The sequence below is a fragment of the Providencia zhijiangensis genome (genome assembly GCF_030315915.2).
Lineage (GTDB): Bacteria > Pseudomonadota > Gammaproteobacteria > Enterobacterales > Enterobacteriaceae > Providencia > Providencia zhijiangensis.
In genome coordinates this window covers 1,740,161-1,762,580 of sequence record NZ_CP135990.1, presented here as the reverse complement: position 1 = coordinate 1,762,580, position 22,420 = coordinate 1,740,161, and the positions used below count along the sequence as shown (strand labels likewise).

The 22,420-nt window shown below is 41.8% G+C and carries 16 protein-coding genes; 6 read left to right on the top strand and 10 right to left on the bottom strand.

What is annotated here, in order from left to right; translation table 11 throughout:
* Positions 1-59 precede the first annotated feature (59 nt).
* The 3 genes from tyrP to QS795_RS08030 form a co-directional block, all read right to left on the bottom strand.
* On the bottom strand, positions 60-1,208 hold the full coding sequence (gene tyrP / locus QS795_RS08040) for a tyrosine transporter TyrP (RefSeq protein WP_286272104.1): 1,149 nt from the start codon (positions 1,206-1,208) through the stop codon (positions 60-62).
* Positions 1,209-1,290: 82 nt separating this feature from the next.
* A complete protein-coding gene (locus QS795_RS08035; protein ID WP_286272060.1) occupies positions 1,291-3,231 on the bottom strand; it encodes a pyridoxal phosphate-dependent decarboxylase family protein in 1,941 nt (646 codons plus the stop codon).
* Between the two features lie 402 nt (positions 3,232-3,633).
* A complete protein-coding gene (locus tag QS795_RS08030) occupies positions 3,634-4,644 on the bottom strand; it encodes an NAD(P)H-quinone oxidoreductase (protein WP_286272062.1) in 1,011 nt (336 codons plus the stop codon).
* A 342-nt stretch (positions 4,645-4,986) separates the two neighbouring features.
* On the opposite strand from QS795_RS08030, the gene QS795_RS08025 reads away from it, so the two are divergent.
* Both QS795_RS08025 and uspE read left to right on the top strand, forming a co-directional pair.
* A complete protein-coding gene (locus tag QS795_RS08025) occupies positions 4,987-5,742 on the top strand; it encodes an FNR family transcription factor (RefSeq protein ID WP_006659880.1) in 756 nt (251 codons plus the stop codon).
* Between the two features lie 126 nt (positions 5,743-5,868).
* Positions 5,869-6,813 carry a universal stress protein UspE gene (uspE, locus tag QS795_RS08020; RefSeq protein ID WP_286272064.1) on the top strand — a complete coding sequence of 315 codons (945 nt, stop codon included), beginning with the start codon at positions 5,869-5,871 and terminating at the stop codon, positions 6,811-6,813.
* A gap of 187 nt (positions 6,814-7,000) precedes the next feature.
* Here uspE and pntB read toward each other — a convergent pair whose 3' ends face one another.
* Together pntB and pntA are read right to left on the bottom strand one after the other, a co-directional pair.
* Entirely contained in the window at positions 7,001-8,389 is a 1,389-nt protein-coding gene (gene pntB / locus QS795_RS08015; protein WP_036948336.1) for a Re/Si-specific NAD(P)(+) transhydrogenase subunit beta, read from the bottom strand.
* Positions 8,390-8,402: 13 nt separating this feature from the next.
* Positions 8,403-9,932 (bottom strand): Re/Si-specific NAD(P)(+) transhydrogenase subunit alpha, encoded by a 1,530-nt coding sequence (pntA, locus tag QS795_RS08010; RefSeq protein ID WP_154603863.1) that lies wholly within the window; start codon positions 9,930-9,932, stop codon positions 8,403-8,405.
* 388 nt (positions 9,933-10,320) lie between these two features.
* Here pntA and ydgH point away from each other — a divergent pair, with 388 nt between their 5' ends.
* The 3 genes from ydgH (at position 10,321) to QS795_RS07995 (ending at position 13,383) form a co-directional block, all read left to right on the top strand.
* The gene (ydgH, locus tag QS795_RS08005) at positions 10,321-11,271 is read left to right on the top strand and encodes a DUF1471 family protein YdgH (protein ID WP_154603864.1); all 951 of its coding nucleotides are present in this window, start codon (positions 10,321-10,323) and stop codon (positions 11,269-11,271) included.
* Positions 11,272-11,590: 319 nt separating this feature from the next.
* On the top strand, positions 11,591-12,982 hold the full coding sequence (locus QS795_RS08000; RefSeq protein ID WP_036948151.1) for an amino acid permease: 1,392 nt from the start codon (positions 11,591-11,593) through the stop codon (positions 12,980-12,982).
* 155 nt (positions 12,983-13,137) lie between these two features.
* Positions 13,138-13,383 carry a hypothetical protein gene (locus tag QS795_RS07995; protein ID WP_154603865.1) on the top strand — a complete coding sequence of 82 codons (246 nt, stop codon included), beginning with the start codon at positions 13,138-13,140 and terminating at the stop codon, positions 13,381-13,383.
* A 247-nt stretch (positions 13,384-13,630) separates the two neighbouring features.
* On the opposite strand, the gene hrpA is transcribed toward QS795_RS07995, so the two are convergent.
* Positions 13,631-17,530: an ATP-dependent RNA helicase HrpA gene (gene hrpA / locus QS795_RS07990; RefSeq protein ID WP_286272070.1), complete on the bottom strand. Its 3,900-nt coding sequence runs from the start codon at positions 17,528-17,530 to the stop codon at positions 13,631-13,633.
* Between the two features lie 219 nt (positions 17,531-17,749).
* Between hrpA and QS795_RS07985 the strand changes: the two genes are divergently transcribed.
* On the top strand, positions 17,750-18,349 hold the full coding sequence (locus QS795_RS07985) for an FMN-dependent NADH-azoreductase (RefSeq protein ID WP_286272072.1): 600 nt from the start codon (positions 17,750-17,752) through the stop codon (positions 18,347-18,349).
* 49 nt (positions 18,350-18,398) lie between these two features.
* On the opposite strand, the gene QS795_RS07980 is transcribed toward QS795_RS07985, so the two are convergent.
* From QS795_RS07980 to QS795_RS07965, 4 genes are all read right to left on the bottom strand, one after another.
* Positions 18,399-18,728, bottom strand: a complete 330-nt coding sequence (locus tag QS795_RS07980) for a YdbL family probable chaperone protein (protein ID WP_286272074.1) — start codon at positions 18,726-18,728, stop codon at positions 18,399-18,401.
* Complete coding sequence (locus QS795_RS07975) at positions 18,725-18,910, bottom strand: YnbE family lipoprotein (protein WP_036948339.1); 186 nt, start codon at positions 18,908-18,910, stop codon at positions 18,725-18,727. Before QS795_RS07975 ends, QS795_RS07980 begins: the two co-directional genes overlap by 4 nt.
* Positions 18,911-18,948: 38 nt before the next feature.
* The gene (locus QS795_RS07970; RefSeq protein ID WP_318627134.1) at positions 18,949-21,591 is read right to left on the bottom strand and encodes a YdbH family protein; all 2,643 of its coding nucleotides are present in this window, start codon (positions 21,589-21,591) and stop codon (positions 18,949-18,951) included.
* Between the two features lie 235 nt (positions 21,592-21,826).
* Complete coding sequence (locus tag QS795_RS07965) at positions 21,827-22,336, bottom strand: P-loop NTPase family protein (protein WP_286272079.1); 510 nt, start codon at positions 22,334-22,336, stop codon at positions 21,827-21,829.
* Between the last annotated feature and the right edge of the window lie 84 nt (positions 22,337-22,420).

The window sequence follows — 22,420 nt, the reverse complement described above, 5'->3', positions numbered from 1 at the left end:
AAAAAAGCCAGTTCTGCGAGAGAACTGGCTTTCTAAATCAAAACAATAACTCGTTAGTGTTAGCCAATATCAGGCAGAACTTTGAAAACAATACCAAGCTGGATACCAATAACCGCAATACCACACAGGAATACAATCCATAATGCAGGCTTGCCACCGAGTACTTGATACTTACGAGGGTTAACATCTCGTGATTTCAGAGCCATCGCGCTCGGCAGTAATAACGCTAAGATAGACAGCGCGATTGCCGCATAGCCTAACGCCATCACGAAACCTTTCGGATAAAACAAGGCAAAAACCAGCGGTGGTAAAAAGGTAATTAACCCAGTTTGAATACGCCCTGAAGCGTTATCTTGGCGTTTAAACAAGTCTGCTAAGAAGTCAAACAAGCCTAACGCAACACCAAGGAATGATGTGGCTAATGCTAAGCTCATAAACATTTGAGCGACGAGTTCAGTTTTACCTGACTGCGCAACTGCTTTAATGGCTTCAAGCAATCCATTTAACCCTGAGTTTTCAGCTAAAATCCCCACAAAGGTACTTGTGCCAATGCTGCCCAGCGTAGCGATTTGCCATAAAATGTAGGCAACTAACGGAATCGCACTTCCTAAGATAAAGATAATTCGCAGTTTTTTGACATCACCGCCCATATATTTCACGACACTTGGCACACTTCCGTGGAAACCAAATGAGGTAAAAAAGACAGGAATAGCTGCGAGGATCAGGATTTTATCCGTTGGTGCTGACAATAAATTTAACTGTTCCACATGCGGGAACATCATTGCCAGAATGATCACTAAAAAGACGATTTTTGCGGTAAACAAGATGCGGTTAATAAAATCGACGGACGAGGTACCAAAGCAAACCACCCCACCACCGATAATGGTAAAGATGACAATCCCCATCCAATCTGCCATTTCAATGGCAAAACTGCCTTTCAGGTTTGAAGTAATAATTTGCCCTGCACCTGTCACATACGCGGCGGTTAAGGCATACATTAAAAACATCATACTGAAACCAGTAATGAACTTCCCACCAGAACCTAAATAGCGCTGAGCAACACTACCTATCCCCGTTTCATGAGATTCATGTTGGTAAACCTCAACCAGCAATAATGCGGTGTAGCACATTAGCGCCCACAACCCAAACAACATCACTAAACTGACTGAAAACCCGTTACTTCCCGCTGCAATTGGCATCGCCAACATTCCAGCGCCGATCGTAGTACCTGCAACAATAAAAACACTACCAAGTGTGCGATTTTTCATATTGAGATCCTAACAAAATTAATTAAACACTAACTTTTTGGATGGAATGATTACGTTTATTTTCTTCATCAATGAGCTGTTGTAGTTTGTCTTCAAAGATGTTTCTTAATTCATTCCAGTAGCTTTCGAAGTGCTGTTTATCACGCAGGCAATGGGTCATAATTGCGGCCCTTAATACATAAATTGAATGGACTTTATGCCATTCCTCTTCCTTGAAATTCGCTTCTAGACACAGATTCTGAGGATTATCACCGTATTCTTCATGGGTTAGTGATGTTGACGAGGTTAAAAAGTCATTTGCATAAGTACGTCCTGCCGCATAAGAGCAGAGTTCATACAAACGTTTATTTAACTGGTTTTGCTTCTCTAATGAGGTATTGCCCGTCTCCCTGAACATAAAGTTGATCATGTGGAAATCCGGTGCAGGCATCGCTGCCAATGTAAACTCACGCCCATCAATCACAAACGGCTCGCTGGCATTGATTTTTTCAATCATCCAATTAGCGGTTGTAACCCCTGCGGCGATGACTTTGCCATACCCCAATAAGTTCAGCGGAACTAACCGATGAGCAGCCCATACTGCCGCTGCCGTCGCACCTGCTTTTGAGCCTTCCATAATCGATGAACCCAGTAATACATTCTGTTGTTTATCGGTTTTACGGCTACTTTCTTTCACTTCTTCAAACACATAGGCCGCATGATAGGAAATCAAATCGACAATGCGTTTGTCCTTCATACAAATCGCCCCTGCCGCATAAGGGATAAAACCGACTTTATGCGGATCGACTGTGATGGAATCAGCTTGGTTTAAAGCGCGGAAACTTTGATAAACATCGGGCTTTGGCCAAACGATATCTGACGGGAAAACACCTTCGTCATGGTATCGCGCAATAAGTGCATCATATTCAAGGAATTGGTTATTTTCATCACGGAACATCGCACAGGCATAGCCCGCATACGCGGCATCAATATGCACATAGAATGAAACGCCAAAGCGTTGTTCACATTCTTCCCGTAATTTGATGACTTCAGCGACGTTATCAATAGCACCTGTTTCTGTGGTTCCGACAACGGCAACCACGGCTAGGATCGGTTCACCCTTTTCAATGAGAGAGAAAACGATGTCACGCATTTGCGCCACATCCGTGCGATAACGTTTATCCACGGGAAGTTGAACAATGTTTTGCTGCCCTAACCCTAAAATATCCATCGCTTTCATCCACGAATAATGCTTGGATTGCGGCACTAATAATTTACCGAGTTTACCTTGTTCAACGCCGGTACCTCGGCAGGTCAGATTACGGATCTCTTCAAATAATCCTTGCTTTTTCAACTCATCAATCAGATCCAGTACATCACTAGTTCGCATATTCAGTAATGCGGTTTCTGAAATATCCGTTAAAAGTTGTTTGGCTTGAGGATGGGATGCCATGGCTAAAGGCAAGGTTTTGATGTTTCTCGCGACCCATAACCCTTCGTAGTTAGCCACTGTGCCACCAGAGGTAATGTGCCCCCAAGATTTTTGCACGTCATACCCAAACATACCGCATAAATCTAACCCCGCTTCGATTTCTAATACCGTCGTCGTTGGCGAAGATTCTTGTGCGCAGTTATTTGGGTTGTACATCATTGCCATGACATACGCAAGATTGGAGATCATCAGTGTATCCGCGTTCATATGCCCCATGTAACGCGGTGAAAACCAAGGCACTGACGTAGTTTTCAATTTCGAGGAAAGCTGATTAAGGATACCTTCAGTGCGATATAACGTATCCCGATATTCCGGTGCATATCTATCGACGGTAGTAATTAAATCGGGATCTTCGGGATGATAACCAGAACGCCAATGCATATGCTCAGTCACTGCGTATTCCATCATTTCTCTAAAAAATACCGCATTTTCAGATTTAGGTCCGAGGAACAATGCATCGACGTTCATGTTTTTATTTTTAAAATTATTCATTATCACTACACCTTCAAACTACAGCTGGCTGGCACCAGCTGCATTAAGTTACTCAACTTATTATCATTGGAAAGTGCAATAACGGGGGGATGTCTTTGTCGAATGACAACTTGTTAATGATATGACTAGACTTATATCATTAACCTATATTCAGTAGTAGACAAGCCGTTAATGAGCCAACTTGTCTATAGATATAATCCATCTTCATTAAAACATTAACAAACTCATCTTAATTTTGTTCGGATTTGTGGACAGGCACAAAAATTCAAAAATTAATCATCTGTAAAGAGATATTTACGCTTAAAAGACTTGATAATGTAAATTATTTGTTATAAATAAAAAATAATAACATACGTAATTATTATCTAATTATATAAACATTAAAAAATAGTTAAGCCGTAGCTAACTGTTTACTAAAATAATTTTACCAATCAAATCCCCTGATTCCATATGGTGATGTGCGCTTTCCACCTGACATAATGTATATATTTTGTTAATTATTGGTTTTATCTTACCGTTCTGTAGCATTCCCCATACTTGCTGATGCAGCTCTTTAGCGATTTGCGCTTTCTCTTCATTACTTCGAGAGCGCATTGTTGACCCTGTATGGGTTAAACGTTTTACCATCAATGGCATCATGTTCAGCTGAGTTGGGTTTCCTTTCATCATGCCAATTTGGATGATCCGCCCAAATTTTGCTGCTACTACGTAGTTTTTGCTCACATAGTCGCCACCAATAATATCGACGACCATATTCACACCATGATAATTTGTATACTCCTGAGTCACTTTCACAAAATCGTCTGTTCGGTAATTAATCACACAATCCGCACCAAGTGATTTCGCCGCTATCGCTTTATCTTTTGAGCCAACCGTCGTTATCACCGTGGCACCAAATGCTTTTGCGAGCTGGATAGCGACACTACCAATACCCGAGGTGCCACCATGAATAAGTACTGTATCCCCTTGTTTCAGCTGCCCAATCTGGAACATATTCGCCCAAACAGTAAAAAAGTTCTCTGGGATAGCCGCCCCTTCTTCAAAGGATAAATTTCCTAATGGCAAAGCGATATCTTGGTGCACTAAGCAGTACTCGGCGTAACCACCACCTGCCACAAGCGCACAAATACGGTCACCTATCGTCCATTGCGTCACATCATCGGCTTTAGCCACAACCGTACCCGATACCTCAAGTCCCATGATTGGCGATGCATCTGGCGGTGGCGGGTATGAACCTTTGCGTTGGAAAATATCAGGACGGTTAACACCTGCGGCTTCCACTTTAACGATTAAATGACCAGGAAGGAGTTTAGGGAGAGGAATCTCTATTAGCTGCAGTTCATCCGAAACGCTTGGATCAATAATGTCGACAGCTGTCATTAATGGGGGCAACGACATCAAATTGTTACTCATTATGACCTCTTTTTATAGGTTAATAGGAAAAAATGATATTTTTCTGTTTATTCTTGTGTTAATTTAATGCTAATAAACTATGTAAAATAAAACATGTTTTTACTATGTTTTTTATCTCTCTTTTTATATATTAAATTTATGTATTTAATATAGGTCAAATCTTGCAATTGCTAATATCCTGTAAATTAGCATGATCTGCTGAATCTATTAGATTGGTAAATTTAGCATTCTTTGCTTTTTTATTTAATAACTCGTTTCTGTCTTATATAGCCCTTACCTGTTCAATTATCTTATGCTAAAATTGACTCATATCAATAATTTTAACCTGATTGAGCATTTAATATGATCCCAGAAAAAAGAGTTGTTCGTCGCATCCAGTCTGGTGGTTGTGCTATTCATTGCCAGGATTGCAGTATTAGTCAGCTGTGTATTCCTTTTACTCTGAATGAACACGAACTGGATCAACTCGATAATATTATCGAACGTAAAAAGCCTATTCAAAAAGGCCAAGCTTTATTTAAAGCAGGCGATGAATTACGTTCTTTATACGCTATTCGCTCTGGCACAATTAAAAGCTACACCATTACTGAAGAAGGCGATGAGCAAATCACAGGTTTCCACTTAGCGGGCGACCTCGTTGGTTTTGATGCCATTATTCATACACAGCACCCAAGTTTTGCTCAAGCGCTAGAAACTTCAATGGTTTGTGAAATTCCATTTGAAACGCTGGACGATTTATCTGGCAAAATGCCTAACCTGCGCCAACAAATTATGCGCCTGATGAGCGGTGAAATTAAAGGGGACCAAGAAATGATCCTCTTATTATCTAAGAAAAATGCGGAAGAGCGTTTAGCTGCATTTATTCTTAACCTATCTCATCGTTTTGCTGAGCGTGGTTTTTCTCCAAGAGAATTCAGACTCACCATGACTCGTGGTGATATTGGTAATTACCTTGGCTTAACCGTTGAGACAATTAGCCGTCTGTTAGGTCGCTTCCAAAAAAGCGGTATGCTCAGCGTTAAAGGTAAATATATTACCATCGACGATATGGCAAAACTAACTGATATCGCTGGTAAAGTATCCCCAGTTTCTTGCTAATATTCCTATAAACGGGTCACAAACTTTGTGATCCGTTGTTACTTTTTAATCACATTTCTTGCGTATTTATCCCCAATAACATAGTTTAGAGAGATGGAACTATCCGTTTATTGAGAGGATGTCAGCATGGCTAACTATAAAAATCTTTTAGTAGCAATCGACCCAAATCAGGATGATCAACCGGCATTAAGGCGTGCAGTTTATATCGTACAGCGTAATGGCGGACGGATAAAAGCCTTCCTGCCTATCTATGACCTATCTTATGACATGACTACCCTGCTTTCTCCTGAGGAACGCAATGCAATGCGCAAAGGGGTGATCAGCCAAAAAGCCGCGTGGATCAAGCAACAAGCCCATTTTTATTTAGAAGCGGGTATTGAGATAGAAATTAAAGTCATTTGGCACAACAAGCCTTATGAAGCCATCATTCAGGAAGTCATTAGCTGTCAACATGATCTTCTACTGAAAATGGCGCACCAAACTGACAACTTAGAATCCATCATTTTTACCCCATTAGACTGGCATTTATTAAGAAAATGCCCGTGTCCTGTTTGGATGGTGAAAGATAAAGTTTGGCCAGATCACGGTTCGGTGGTGGTTGCAGTGAATCTTTCTAATGAAGAATCTTACCATGATGACCTAAATATCAAGTTGGTTGAGAAAACCCAAGATCTCGCGCAACGGATTATTAAAGAGCAGGAAATTCATTTAGTCAGCGCTTACCCCATTGCGCCAATGAACATTGCCATTGAACTGCCTGATTTTGACCCAAGCTTGTATAACAATGCCCTACGCGGTCAGCATCTGATAGCCATGAAAAGCCTGCGGCAGAAGTTTGCAATTGATGAGAAATACACCCATGTTCGTGAAGGACTACCTGAAAAAATCATTCCTGACATGTGTGAAGAGCTACATGCGGGTGTCGTGGTACTCGGCATATTAGGTCGTACAGGGCTTTCTGCTGCGTTCTTAGGAAATACGGCGGAACATGTTATTGATAAGCTAAAATGCGATTTATTAGCGATTAAACCTGACGGCTTTGTATGCCCTATTAGTGCCGCGGATGATTAATTAAATTGGCGATAAACATCAAATTTAGAAGCTCATAAATAGATATTTTTGTGAGCTTTTTACTATTATCTTCTTAGTGACCATTATCAATTACTCATAATTCGATTAATAATAAAAAAGAAAATATTCAGATATAAAAACGCCCTGAATTCAGGGCGTTTTATTTTATACCGTCAATGATAAGCAATTACAGCGCTTTTAAAATTGCATCCACGCTTGCTTTCGCATCACCAAATAACATTTGGGTATTTTCTTTAAAGAACAGAGGGTTTTGTACCCCTGCATACCCTGTATTCATTGAGCGTTTAAACACAACGACATTATTCGCTTTCCAAACCTCTAACACTGGCATACCCGCAATTGGGCTGTTTGGATCTTCTTGCGCCGCTGGGTTAACGGTATCATTCGCACCGATAACCAGCACCGTATCTGTTTCAGCGAAATCATCATTAATTTCATCCATTTCTAATACGATGTCATAAGGAACTTTCGCTTCCGCTAACAGTACGTTCATGTGCCCCGGTAAGCGCCCTGCAACTGGGTGAATACCGAAGCGAACATTGATGCCACGCTCACGCAGTTTTGCCGTAATATCGTGCACCGGATACTGCGCTTGAGCCACAGCCAGACCATAGCCCGGAGTAATAATCACTGAAGTTGAGTTTTTCAACATTTCAGCGACTTCTTCCGCTGTGGTTTCGCGGTATTCGCCCATCTCTTCTTCAGAGCCAGTTGATGAACCATCAGTACCAAACCCGCCAGCAATAACACTGATAAACGAACGGTTCATCGCTTTACACATAATATAAGAAAGGATGGCACCCGATGAACCGACTAAGGCCCCAGTCACGATCAGCAAGTCATTACTGAGCATAAAACCTGCCGCTGCCGCTGCCCATCCTGAATATGAGTTCAGCATGGAAACCACCACTGGCATATCTGCACCGCCGATAGAGGCAACTAAATGCCAACCGAAGGCTAATGCAATCGCAGTCATGATTAGCATCACGAAAACTTGCAGGCCAACGCTGTCAGTTTTAACGAAAATAACCAGCAAAATAAATGAAACAACTAAGGCCGCAAGGTTTAATTTATGGCGATTTGGTAACATCATCGGCTTAGATGACATTTTTCCTGACAGTTTGCCATAAGCCACAATTGAGCCTGTAAACGTGACCGCACCGATGAAAATACCCAAGAAAACTTCCGTTAAATGAATATTTTCCATCACGCTGCTGGCGTGACCTTCACTTGCAATAAAGCTATTGAAGCCCACAAGTACCGCTGCCAAACCCACAAAACTGTGCAAAATAGCAACCAGCTCAGGCATTTCGGTCATTTCAACTTTTTTGGCTAAACGAATACCAATCACGGCACCGATCACCATTGCCACAATCATCCAACCCACATTGGCGCTATGAGGCCCCAAAATGGTGGCAATCAGGGCAATCCCCATACCGATAATGCCGTATGTGTTCCCGCGTTGAGAACTTTCATGGCGAGATAGCCCCGCGAGGCTGAAAATAAATAGGATAGCAGCAACGATATAGGCTGCTGTCACAACTCCACTTGACAACATAAGTTACCCCTTATCCCTTACGAAACATTTTTAACATGCGTTGAGTTACTGTGAACCCACCGAAAATATTGATGCTTGCGATCAAGATCGCAATAAAGGATAAGAAACTTACCCAGCCACCACTGCCAATTTGCAGCAATGCACCAACAACAATAATCCCTGAGATGGCGTTAGTGACCGACATCAACGGGGTATGCAGCGCATGGGTGACGTTCCACACCACGTAGTATCCCACCACACAAGCCAGCGCAAAGACGGTAAAGTGCGATAAAAACTCGGCTGGAGCTGAGTTGGCGAACCATCCAAACAGGATGATAGCCAATGCCATCAGTGCCATCTTGGTTACCGGTGACATTTTTTTCTCTGGCGCTTTCACCTTTTCAACGGCTTTCGGCTTCGCTTGTGGCTGAGCTGAAACTTGAATTGGCGGTGCTGGCCAAGTGATTTCACCTTGCTTGATAACAGTAACGCCGCGAATGACTAAATCATCAAAATCAATCGTGATTTCGCCATCTTTTTCTTTGCACAACAGCTTCATCAAGTTAACAAGGTTGGTCCCATATAGCTGAGACGATTGCGTTGGTAAACGGCTTGGTAAATCGGTGTAACCAATGATTTTGACACCATTCTCAGTGACAACTAATTTATCCGCTTGGGTCAACTCGCAGTTACCACCCGTTTGTGCGGCAAGGTCAACCACCACACTGCCCGGCTTCATTGATTCGACCATCTCTTTGGTGATCAATTTCGGTGCTGGTCTACCCGGAATAAGCGCTGTCGTTACAATAATATCCACGTCTTTTGCTTGCGCAGCAAATAGCGCCATTTCTGCCTTAATAAAGGCTTCAGACATCACTTTCGCGTAACCATCACCGCTACCCGCCTCCTCTTTAAAATCCAATTCGAGGAACTCGGCACCCATACTTTGAACTTGCTCTTTCACTTCTGGCCGGGTATCAAATGCTCGAACAATCGCGCCTAAGCTACCTGCCGCACCGATCGCAGCCAGACCCGCCACACCCGCACCGATGATCATCACTTTTGCTGGCGGTACTTTACCAGCAGCAGTAATTTGACCGGTGAAGAAGCGTCCAAATTCATGAGCTGCTTCCACAATCGCGCGGTAACCGGCGATATTTGCCATTGAACTTAATGCATCGAGTGATTGTGCCCGAGAAATACGCGGCACTGCATCCATTGCCATTACGTTGATATTACGGGCTTTTAATGCCTCCATTAACTCAGGGTTCTGCGCCGGCCAAATAAAGCTGACTAAAGTCGCCCCTTCTTTTAATAAAGGAATTTCGTCCGACAATGGTGCATTCACTTTAAATACAATATCCGCAGAAAATGCACTCTCACGAGAGACAATTTCTGCACCAGCTTGCTCATAAGCTGCATCATCAAAACTTGCTAAATGTCCCGCATTTTGCTCGACGCACACCGAAAAACCCAATTTTAACAATTGGGTAACTGTTGATGGTGTAGCGGCAACACGCGCTTCATTGGCAAGTCGTTCTCTTGGTATACCAATTCGCATAATATTCCCTTTTCAAAGCTCGAAGTAATCTATGTTGTAGGTTATTCGCCAAAAAAATGACTGCCTTATCAAAAGGAAAAGTCCTATTTTGTCGTTGAACAGATGTAAAATGTCCTAATAACCTACTGAAATTAGCCTTATTGATCCATAATTGATCACGATTCTAAGACAGTAAATGGAATTCACCGTGGAAATCTTAGTTTTAGGTCAATAAAATACTGGATACTTTAAAAAAACTGGTAAATTTGACTAGTCAATCATTATTTGTATCTTATAAAAATAAAATAGTGCGACAACATGGGCAGTTACGTGTAATAATCACCGCCATGTGTTACCACTATTTATTCAGCATGTTTATAATAAATTGCGCAAGGCGGAAGGATTTTGTATGAAGCTGAAAACTACGGTCATCGCAGCCGCGGTGCTATCATTAACTAGTATAACCGCTACACAGGCGGCTGTTGAATTAACGCCAAAACAGGCTACTGAATTACAACCTTATGAGCGTATAACCGTCACTGGGCGTTTTAATGCTATCTATGAAGCATCCGATGCAGTTTCCCGTAGGGCTGATAAGATGGGGGCTTATGCCTTTTACATTCAAAGCCTTGATGATGTAGGTGACAGTGGCAACATGCGTGTTGTTGCTGATGTGTACGCCAAAGATGCATCAAAACGTGAAGAATCTGCTCGCCGAGTTTTCGGTGGTGTTGAAGAAATGTCTAAAGCGGACGCAAAAGTGTACCAACCTTTTGATGCCGTCACTGTAAGTGGTTTCTACCCATCTGAACCTGACTTATACGAAGCAATCGCGAAAAAAGCCAAAGAAAAAGATGCAGCCTCATTTTATGTGGTTCGTAACGTAGCCATGAATGACGGTGGTAACACTTTAGCAACCGCATATATCTATAAGAAAGATGCACCTAAGCGCCAAATTCAAAAAGAAGAAGCAGTTGTTCCTGCTGATTCAGAAGCGGGTCGTGCGTTGTTAGCACAAGGTGGTGAAGCTGCTGATAAAGTTCTGATCCCAGGCGTTGCAAGCTCAGAAGAACCAACCGAAGCGGTTGGCCGTTTCTTCGAAACGTCTTCAAGTCAACCAGGTCGTACTAGCGTGACATTACCAAGTGGCTATGTCATTGAAGAAGTGAACAAAACAGCCGCAGCCATGATGGTTCCATTTGATTCCATTACCTTCTCTGGTTATTACACCAATACCCCAGAAGTTCGTTATCAAATCGCCAAACGTGCAGAAGCTAAAGGTGCAAAATACTACCATATCACTCGTGAATGGCAGTCGAATGGTGGCAGCGTCACCATCAGTGCAGACCTGTTCAAATAATTAGATAGCTCTATTTTGTTATGAAAGCCAGCTTAAATATCAAGCTGGCTTTTTTTGTTTGCTCTGCCATACTTTTTTATAACCTCGAGTGAGTAGTTTATAAAATGTGTGCCTATTTGCCATAAACAACGAAAGTGAATAAAACATCTTGTTCTGTGCATATTTTCCCATTGCATCTGTCGCATTTCATTCGTAGAATCCACACTCTAATTTAGCAGGCGATCCAACTGGATTTAAAAGCTGTGACAGTGAATCCATTTATAGCATTGCTATCTTAACGTGATTTTAACTTTTGATTGCACAACAACCAGGATATACATTGAAAAATACATTAAGCCTTACTGCACTCACCGCGCTAGTTCTTAGCTCAATGGTTGGTGCTGGTGTATTTAGCCTTCCGCAGAATATGGCTGAAGTGGCAAGCCCATTAGCATTAATTATCGGCTGGTCCATCACGGGCGTCGGGATCTTATTTCTTGCATTCTCTCTTTTACTCCTTTCCAGAATTCGTCCTGATCTGGATGGTGGAATATTTACTTATGCAAAAGTAGGATTCGGTGAGTTTATTGGTTTTTGCTCTGCATGGGGCTATTGGTTGTGTGCTGTTGTCGCCAACGTTTCTTATTTAGTCATTGTTTTTGCTGCGATCAGCTTCTTTACTGACACGCCGGATAACATTGTGTTTGGCGATGGAAATACTTGGCAAGCTCTGATCGGTGAATCTATCTTACTGTGGGTTGTGCATTATTTAGTTCTTCGCGGTGTGCAAACGGCTGCGGGGATCAATAAGCTCGCCACGATGGCGAAATTAGTCCCTCTTGGGTTATTTATCGTACTCGCGTTCTTTGCCTTCAAGCTCGATATTTTTGATGCCGATTTTAGCGGCATTGACCTTGGTATTCCCGTTTGGGAGCAAGTTAAAGACACCATGCTGATTACTTTGTGGGTCTTTATTGGTATTGAAGGTGCTGTCGTCGTCTCCGCTCGCGCGAAAAACCGCCGAGATGTCGGTCTAGCCACCATTTTTGCAGTAAGCTCCGCATTAATTATCTACATTCTTGTCACGCTTTTATCACTTGGGATCATGCCTCGAGCCGATCTGGCTGAGATTAAAAACCCGTCGATGGCAACATTAATGGTTTCTTTAATTGGCTCTAGTGGTGACATCATTATTGCAGCTGGTTTGATTATCTCTGTTTGTGGTGCCTATTTGAGCTGGACAATTATGGCGGCTGAAGTTCCGTATATTGCCGCACAATACCAATCATTCCCTAAAATTTTCAATAAATTAAATAAGAATGATGCGCCATCTTCTTCGTTATGGTTCACCAATGGTGCAGTTCAATTATCTTTAGTGCTGATTTGGTTAAGTGGCAGTAACTACAATACTCTGCTGACTATCGCTTCAGAGATGATTTTAGTTCCTTACTTTTTGGTCGGTGCCTTCTTAGTTAAAGTTGCTTATCAACGCCATAGCAAAGCCCTGCTCGCGGTTGGTTTTGTTGCCGCTGTCTATGGATTATGGCTATTGTACGCATCAGGATTGATTAACTTGATGCTCTCCGTGGTACTTTATGCACCAGGGATCATTATTTTTCTGTATGCTCGTTCACAACAAACAGCAAAAGCGCCATTGAAGTTAATTGAGAAAATTTTAGCATTTGGGATTGCGATAGCCTCAGTACCAGCTTTATATTCCCTGTTAGCGTAATCCACTCTTTATTAATGAGCTAAATTTAACCCATTGAATTTAGCTCATTTTTTATTATCTTTATTTCCCCCTGCTCAACCCCCACGTTTTTTACAATTTTCATCCTTTTTTGTGATGTAGTTTTTGAATGACTATTCACCAATAAGGAAACTAAAATGCACATAGCCCCAACGAATCTGCGTACAGTCACATTTGCTGATCGCCCTACTTTTATTCATTCACCATCAGAAGCGACACATTCGATGTCTCAAAGAATAACAGCCGTAACCCAATCATTCCCTCCGCAATCGCCAAGCCACTTTCAGCAAAAATTACCTCAAATTAAAGCGCAAGATCGTATCGAAGGCTTTCAATTTAAATTAGCAACTCAGCAGCAAATAGAACAAGCTATTGAGCGATAAATCCCAAACAGCGCTAGCTTGCTAAAAATATTGCGATATATTGCGGACAACTCGGTTGCTAATGTAGGAATTGTAGAAAGCCATTAGTATGTTGTAACTAAATAAGGGTTAAGTATAAGTAGTAAAGCTTACCCGCAATCAATCTCACAATAAAAAAATGCGCGAGTGGTACAGTTGCCACATCGCGCATTAATTATCTTATTAGCCAATAAATTATCATCAGCTTAACGCTATCATTAACCCCAAACTACAATTGCTGCGTTAAACTTTCCATGGTTTGAATGATCCGTTTATCCGATATCGGATATGGCGTTCCTAGCTGTTGAGCGAATAAACTCACTCGTAACTCTTCAATCATCCAGCGAACTTCCTGTACTTCCGGTAACTGCTTTTGCAGTGGCGTTAGTTTACTCATCCACTGCTGCCACATGGTTTGAACATGTTCAACTTTGCTCATTTGAGCGCGGTCACGATTTGGATCGATGGCTAACTTTTCTAATCGGCGTTCAATACCGTTTAAGTAGCGCAAAATATCCGGTAATCGCTTCCAGCCCTGCTCTGTCACAAAACCTTTAAATACCAACCCAGACATTTGAGCCTTGATATCAGACAATGCGAGCGCCATCGAAAAATCAACGCGGCCTTTCAATCGTTTATTGATAGCAAACACCGCCGTTAAGATCTGTTCAACTTGCTTAGCGATATTCACAACCACATCATTCAATTCTGCTCTCGCGTACTCTTTTAATGATTCGAACTGCTCTTCTGTCCACACCGCACCGCCATAGGTTGCAATCAGCTGATCAATACCGCACGCGATACAATCATCAATAAGCTCAAGCACCTTGCCATAAGGGTTAAAATAGAGCCCCAATTTAGATTTATTCGGTAGCTTTTCATGCAAATATTTGATCGGCGAAGGAATATTTAACAGTAATAATCGACGAACACCGCCCCACATTGCTTGCTGTTGCTCGAGTTCAGTTTCAAAAACACGGATCCCCACACTGTTCTTTTCGTCCACTAACGCTGGATAAGCTTTAACTGAATATCCCCCACGTTTTTGTTCATAACGTTGTGGTAACTCACCGAAACTCCAAATATGCAAGCCACTTTGTTCAATTCCATCATCCACAACCTCGGACAGTGTTTCTTGCACTTTTTCCTTAAGGCTATTTTTTAAGGTATCCAGATCTTGCCCTTCCGCGACGGTTTTGTTTTTGTCATTCACCACTCGATAGGTCATTTTTAAATGCACTGGAAGTTGGTCTAATTGCCAAGCTTCACGCTCTACCGTTACCCCCGTCATTCGACGCAGTTCGCGTTCTAGCTTATCTAATACACTACCTTCAGGAGTTGGAACTCGCTCCAAAAATGCAGAAGCATAGTTTGGCGCAGGCACAAAGTTCCGACGAATAGGTTTAGGCAATGATTTGATTAATGCAACGATTAATTCGTGGCGTAGGCCCGGTACTTGCCAGTCAAAGCCCACATTTTGTACCTGATTCAAAATGGCTAATGGGATATGAACGGTGACGCCATCAGCGTCAGTGCCGGGTTCAAACTGGTAGCTTAAACGGAATTTGAGATCACCTTGATACCAATAATTTGGGTAATCAAGCGCCGACACATTCCCGGCATCTTCTTTGATCAGCATATTTTTTTCAAAACTGAGCAAATCCGGTTGCTGTTTTGATGCAGTTTTCCACCAGTTATCAAAATGACGAGAGGAAATCACATCATTCGGAATACGCTGGTCATAAAACGCAAATAGCGTTTCGTCATCCACTAAAATATCTCGGCGGCGTGATTTGTGTTCCAAATCTTCCACTTCTGATAACAGTTTTAGGTTAGCTCTGAAGAACGCATGACGGGTATTCCAGTCGCCTTCCACCAGTGCGTGACGAATAAAGAGTTCACGGCATAATAATGGATCAATCGAACCATAATTCACTTGGCGTGAAGCCACAATCGGCAACCCATATAAAGTCACTTTTTCCGATGCTGTGACAGCACCTTCTGATTTTGACCAATGGGGTTCACTATAGTGGTGTTTCACCAAATGTTCGGCTAATGGTTCAATCCATTCAGGATCAATGGAAGCCGCAATCCGACCCCACAACTTTGATGTTTCAACCAGTTCAGCGACCATCGTCCACTTCGGTGGTTTTTTGAATAAACCGGAGCCTGGGAAGATAGTAAATCGCGCATTCCTAGCTCCCGTAAACTCATGTTTTTCAGCATCTTTCTGGCCAATATGCGAGAGCAATCCTGCCAATAGCGAGACATGAATACTGCGAAAATCTGCCGGCGCACTGTTGATCGCAAACCCTTGCTCTTTCACAACTTGGCGTAACTGCGTGTAGAGATCTTGCCACTCGCGAATTCGCAAATAGTTAAGGAAATCCTGACGGCACATTTTTCTAAATTGTGCGTTAGATAATTCCTCTTGCTGTTGTTTTAAATAGTCCCACAGATTTAAAAATGCCAGAAAATCCGATTGCTTATCATGGAAACGTCGATGTTTTTCATCAGAAGCTTGCTGCTTATCCAGCGGTCTTTCACGGGGATCTTGAATCGATAATGCCGAAACGATCACCATTGTTTCGCGTACCGCTCCATACTTTCTGGCTTCAATCACCATTCGCGCTAAACGCGGGTCAACGGGTAATTGTGCTAACTGGCGTCCGATATCGGTTAATCGATAACCTTTATCTGCATCTTTATGAGGTTGGATCCCACCAAGCTCTTCCAGTAATTTGACACCATCTTGAATATTGCGCTTATCCGGTGCTTCAACGAATGGAAATGCCGCGATATCCCCAAGTCCGATTGAGGTCATCTGCAAAATGACCGACGCCAAGTTGGTTCTCAGGATCTCAGGATCGGTAAACTCTGGTCGAGATAAGAAATCTTCTTCAGAATACAAGCGGATACAAATACCGTCCGAGACACGACCACATCGCCCTTTACGCTGATTAGCAGACGCTTGCGAAATCGCCTCAACAGGCAGACGTTGTACCTTAGTGCGATAACTATAACGGCTGATACGCGCATAACCCGTATCAATCACATACTTGATCCCCGGAACCGTCAGAGAGGTTTCTGCGACGTTAGTAGCAAGGATAATCCGACGGCCACCATGAGGATGGAAAATTCGGTTTTGCTCACTGTTAGATAACCGTGCAAATAGCGGTAGGACTTCCGTATGACGCAGTTGTAACTTGGATAAGGCATCGGCGGTATCACGAATTTCTCGCTCACCACTCATAAAAATCAGAATATCGCCGGCACTTTCGCGTCCTAACTCATTAACCGCATCGATAATACCGTCAATTTGGTCACGCTCACTGTCATTATCATCCCCCATAATTGGGCGATAACGCACTTCAACTGGGTATGTCCGTCCTGAAACCTCTACAATCGGTGCATGACCAAAGTGGCGAGAGAATCGTTCTGGATCAATCGTCGCTGATGTAATAATGACTTTTAAATCAGGACGCTTAGGCAATAATTGGCGCAAATACCCTAAAATAAAATCAATATTTAAACTGCGTTCATGGGCTTCATCAATAATGATAGTGTCGTATTGCAGCAGCAATTTATCATTCTGCAATTCCGCCAGCAAAATACCATCCGTCATTAATTTAACTTGGGTGGTATCACTCACTTGGTCACTAAAGCGAACTTTATAACCGACATTTGTGCCTAGCTCACACTCTAACTCTTGAGCAAGACGCGAAGCCACCGAGCGAGCCGCCAATCTTCTTGGCTGAGTATGACCAATAAAGCCCTTCACTCCGCGGCCAAGCTCTAAGCAAATTTTAGGGATCTGAGTGGTTTTACCTGACCCAGTTTCACCCGCGATGATCACCACTTGATGCTGATTAATCGCATCAAAAATAGCTTGTTTTCTTTGGCTAACCGGTAAATTTTCAGGGTAAACAATTTTCGGCATATTCAGGCGTTTTTTCTCAACCTTCTGTTTTGCCTTTTCAATATCCCCTTTGATAACTTCGATAACTGCCATACGAGATTTTTGATCTTGTATTTTTGCAATACCGTGAAGGCGCTTCTTAAGTTGCCATTGATCACGCAGTGATGTTTGTTCAATTTCAGCATGTAATGCTGATAGAATGGGATCCATTCTTAAATCCTTATTTTTCAATTCATTATAACGCCACTCATCTATCTATAATCATGTGGTGGCTAAAGACAATATTTAGGTTTGTTTTATGGTTTTAGTTATCTCATACAAATACCATCAATTTTTTTGAACCATGCCTTCTAAATTTATCCCTATCAATATGTTATGCACTGAGTATCATTATACTCAATGAAAGATAGACGAGTTCTGAGGAAAATAATGAGTAAAGTATTACTATTGAAATCAAGCATTTTGGCAGATTATTCACACAGCAATAAAATGGCTGATTATTTTGTACAACAGTGGCAAGAAAAAAATCCCGCTGATGAATTTACAGTTCGAGATTTAGTTAACCAGCCAATCCCTGCGATTGATGGCGAAATTTTAGCAGCTTTTGCACCTACTGACACTAAAACCGCGCAGCAACAAGCACATTTAGACCTATCAAATCAGCTCATTGATGAAATTAAACAAAGTGATGTTCTGGTGATCACAGCGCCAATGTACAACTTTTCCGTGCCATCTCAGTTGAAACATTACTTTGATTTTATCGCCCGTTCTGGGCATACCTTTAAATATACCGAGCAAGGTTCTGTCGGCTTATTAAACAATAAACGGGCTTATGTCCTCACAAGCCGTGGTGGTATTTATAAAGACACCCCAACTGATACGATGGTGCCTTACATTACCCTGTTTTTGAATTTTATCGGTATTACAGATATTGAATTTGTTTTCGCGGAAGGTACCGCATTAAGCGCTGAATCCGCAGAGAAAGCGCAATCACATGCGAAAAACCATATTGATTTACTGATTGCTTAGCAGTAGGCTTCGTTAAATAGTGCGCACTATATTAGTTTTCGTGCGCATTTTATTTTTTCTGCATCCATTGCCCATTAATACCGCGTACATATTCTCCCGTCGGCGCCCGTTCAACTAATTTCTGCCCAGCCATTCTTGCGACATCATTGGTTTTAAGCCCATTTTTATCTGCAATTTCTGTATATCGATTTTTTCTTTCGGCATTGATATGTTCAACCAATTGCTTTGCATCTGCACTACTTTGGTCAATTACCGCCAAATATCCCGATAAGGTTTCTCCCACCATACCGTGAGTTTTACCTTCTTCCACCGTCAGAGCAAATGCAGAAAATATGCTTAATGTGGAACATAACGTGACGACTTTAAACCAGTTTATCATTTTGCAGGTACCTCACCGAATAGATCGCTGTTTTCCTTTAATAATTCTTCGACTTGTCGGTCAGCTTTAATTTGGATTTCATGTTCAATCTTAACATTCATATTGATGTTAATTGGCTTATCTGGCGTAGCGACTTCTACGCGTAAACATGCCGTTAATAGCGACGCCATTGCCATCATCATGATCAATTTTAATGTTTTCACGTTAGTCCTTTTCCCTTTTATATATTCTTTTCGAGCCATTCTTCTAAGCCAGTACCAAAACGTAAACTGCGCCATAACTGAAAAATATTCTCTTCATGGTGATAATTTAAGTGAACTTCACGCTTCTTGGCTTCTTTAGTGTTATACCCTTCAAGAATAGTCGACATGGTGAGTAATCCCAAGTTTGTGACATTCACATCGGTACGACTGCGTTGAATTTCAAGATATTGTAGCCATCCAATCGCCGATCCTGCTGAAATATTATCTTTGGCAATAGACTCCACAAAATTGGTATCTAAGCGTAATGTCAAAGGCCCGTTATTTTCCATCCATCCCCCTTTAATAATCCAATCAGGATTATTAAGGTAAAATGGCAACTCACCATTTACTCGACCAGAAACAGCAAATTGTGAAACTTTTAGTTTTGTGAATAGCTCGCTAAGCTCCACTTGATGAACACTAATTGTTGCCGGTTTATTTTGTGGCCAGCGCAGTAAATCGAGATTGATTTCCCCGCCTAACATTTTAAAACCAACATTGCTAAGCTGGATCGGATGAGTCTCCGTTGGCGGATACGTTCCTGATAAATCAGCTTTGATATCGGTGAATTCAAACAAATTCGAGACGTGCTTAATGCGTAATTCAACGGGTGATTTCTCACCTAATGTCCACGTACTATTATGTAATTTCCACGGTAAGACAAAATCCAAACCATTAAGCTCACCATCCTTCATCCATAAGCTCGTATTTTGCACTCGCCAATGTCCACCAGCAATAAAACCATTTTCTGGAGTCATGGAAAAAGCAGCTTGAGAAAATAGTTTACCTTCACGTAATTCAATACCTAGGTCTTTCGGAATTAATGTCTGAAATGCTTTAACTGACTGCTCCGGCCAACGTGCTTCACCACGCAGACGTTCACCGTCCCAGCGTCCAAATATAACAATAGGCCCTACTTGTCGGGTACTTAAATCCCCTTTCAACTGAAAACTGGCTGGGGATGTACCCTTAAGTTCCGCATTTGCCGTAATTTTAGGCAAATAGCTATCTGCACCAAATAACATTCGATTACTGGTTAATTGTAATGCGCCATAAAAATCCGCTTTTGCGTGATCACGCTGCCAAACCAACGGGGATGTCAATTTAAGACGTGGAGCAGACATGGAGAGTAAACCATATTTAATTTGGTCAAATCCCGTATTTAAGCTATTGAGCGTTAATTGTGTATCTTGCCAACTGCCGTTGCCTTTAACATCCCAACGAGCCGCTAACGCAGGCAGCTGAGCATTACCCCAGTAATTCCAGAACCATTTACCTTTATCAATATTAAACTTATTCGCACTGCCATCGAGATGAATATCAAAGTCACCCCAATATTGTTCTTTTACCTTTAAAATTGCTTGTAAGCGCCCCGAAATTCCGTCGGCATTTAAACGCGTACCCGCCAAAGGTAAGCGTATTTCTCGTAACAGAATCGTCGGTGAAACCCGCCCATAGGCTCTCAATAACGAACCAGGCATAAATGCGACGGTGGGTGAAACCAACTGGCCTGCAATTTTCGCTGGCAAATTGATATCCAGTACCATGTCATCGTATTTCACTTGACCGTTGAGTCTAAAATCAATATCCGCATCGAGGAGATTGATACGACTAGGCTCAAGCGTAAGGACTAAGTTAGCTTTTCCTTTTTTCGCATCAGTCAACATGTTCAAACGTCCTGAAACCACAAACTCACTCAGGGTTTGATTCCAGTTATCAATTTGAAATGCAATTCCACCATGAAGTGGAATTTGTCCATCATTCCAGCGCCATTGCCCATCCGTTACGGTCACTTGTGATGATGAAACCTGCCATGGAAGATGGAATAATTCTTGTTGCTGCTCAAGATCTGTAACGGTCAGTAAGCCTTGATCGCGCTGCCAATGCAGTTTTGTATTTAAGCGTTTATTTAACTCAATAAGCTTAAATTGGGCTTCGATATCTCCCGTTTCGGGCAGTTGAGCCGTCGTCAGAGGTAAAGCCAATTGCGCTGTTAATTCAATATGTTGAGGCTCTTCTTGTGGCTTATTTTGATCCAGAGCTTGCAACTCTTCTAACGCTAATGTGCTCTGAGGTAATGTTGCCGAAAATTGCTGCACAATCAGTTGATTTTGCGAATTAACAAAAGAAGAAACCCGTACATTTTTCCCTTGATAATCCAACATAAGTGGAGAATCAGCGGTACTGCGTAACCATAAACTACCTTGATACTGCTCCCAAGAATGCAGTGTGATCTTATCAATGACGAGTGAAAATTGAGGGATAGCATCCAGTATCTCGGTGATGTTTATAGGAGAACTTGGTGACTCCTCACTCGTTTTGATTCCATCCAAACATTCCGCATTAACATCAAGCCCATCAACTTTGGCCCTAATCGGGAAAAAAGAGATTCGGGCATCCGTTACTGTTGCAAGAGAACAATTATTTGCACTTAATCCCACACTCGGGAATCTAATTTGATGATTAACAAGTTGTGGTTCAGAAAGTGACAGTGTCACTGGTGTGGGTAAAAAATGTTTAGCAACAACGGGCGCCCAACGGGTTAATGTTGTCCATAATATGATTAGGAGCACAACACTCACCCCTAATAAGAAAAACAGTATTTTTATTGCCCGTTTCATGAATATTCTCTAAGTACCATCTTCATGAGGCAACAATAAATACCATTGATGAGATGGACGAAAATAAAGCGAAAGGATGCATCGGAACGAGCAGTCCGACAACTTGCATTGCAATGTAGGTCATATCCATAATAACTTTCTCTATTTAGATAAATATATTCTAATCTTTTAAAGCAGAAATGAACAACTTAACCCTATCCGTTCATTCTGTTACTTCATTATTTTCAGTCAGTTCTTAATGATTATGCGATGTTGCATGGTTGGTAATTTCATGAAAACATGATTGTGCATCATGCACAACCTTCACTTTTTCGGCAAACATCGGATTAGTTGCAAAAAAATCATCCAATCGCTGATCAAATTGCTTAGCGAAACGCAGTAGCTCTATCGTATTCATGAAGGTTTCTTTTGGTCGCACACCCTTTAATTGCGATATAAAAAAGCGTTTAATGATCCGATACGCGCAAACTCGATAAGGAATGTTGAGCCTAATAATTAATGAGCTATCGGCAAAAAAAGGCGCTAAACGCTTGTCATAAGAGCCTTCCATTATCCAGCTTTCTTTAGATTTGATCTCCGAAATCAGCGACTTCATAGTTTCCGGCGTATTTTTAACGTACTCCGTTTGGGTTTTATCCCAATAAATTTCATCATAACCATATGCGGGGAGACTAAATTCTTCCGATAACTTTTGAGCGAGCGTTGTTTTTCCTGCTCCCGATATACCAATAATGCAAATTTTCACGCTGCTCCTTAACTTTCTTTATTCTTTAAAACCAATCTATTCTGTAAAAGAAGAAAAATAAAACTTAACAGTTGCATTATTTTA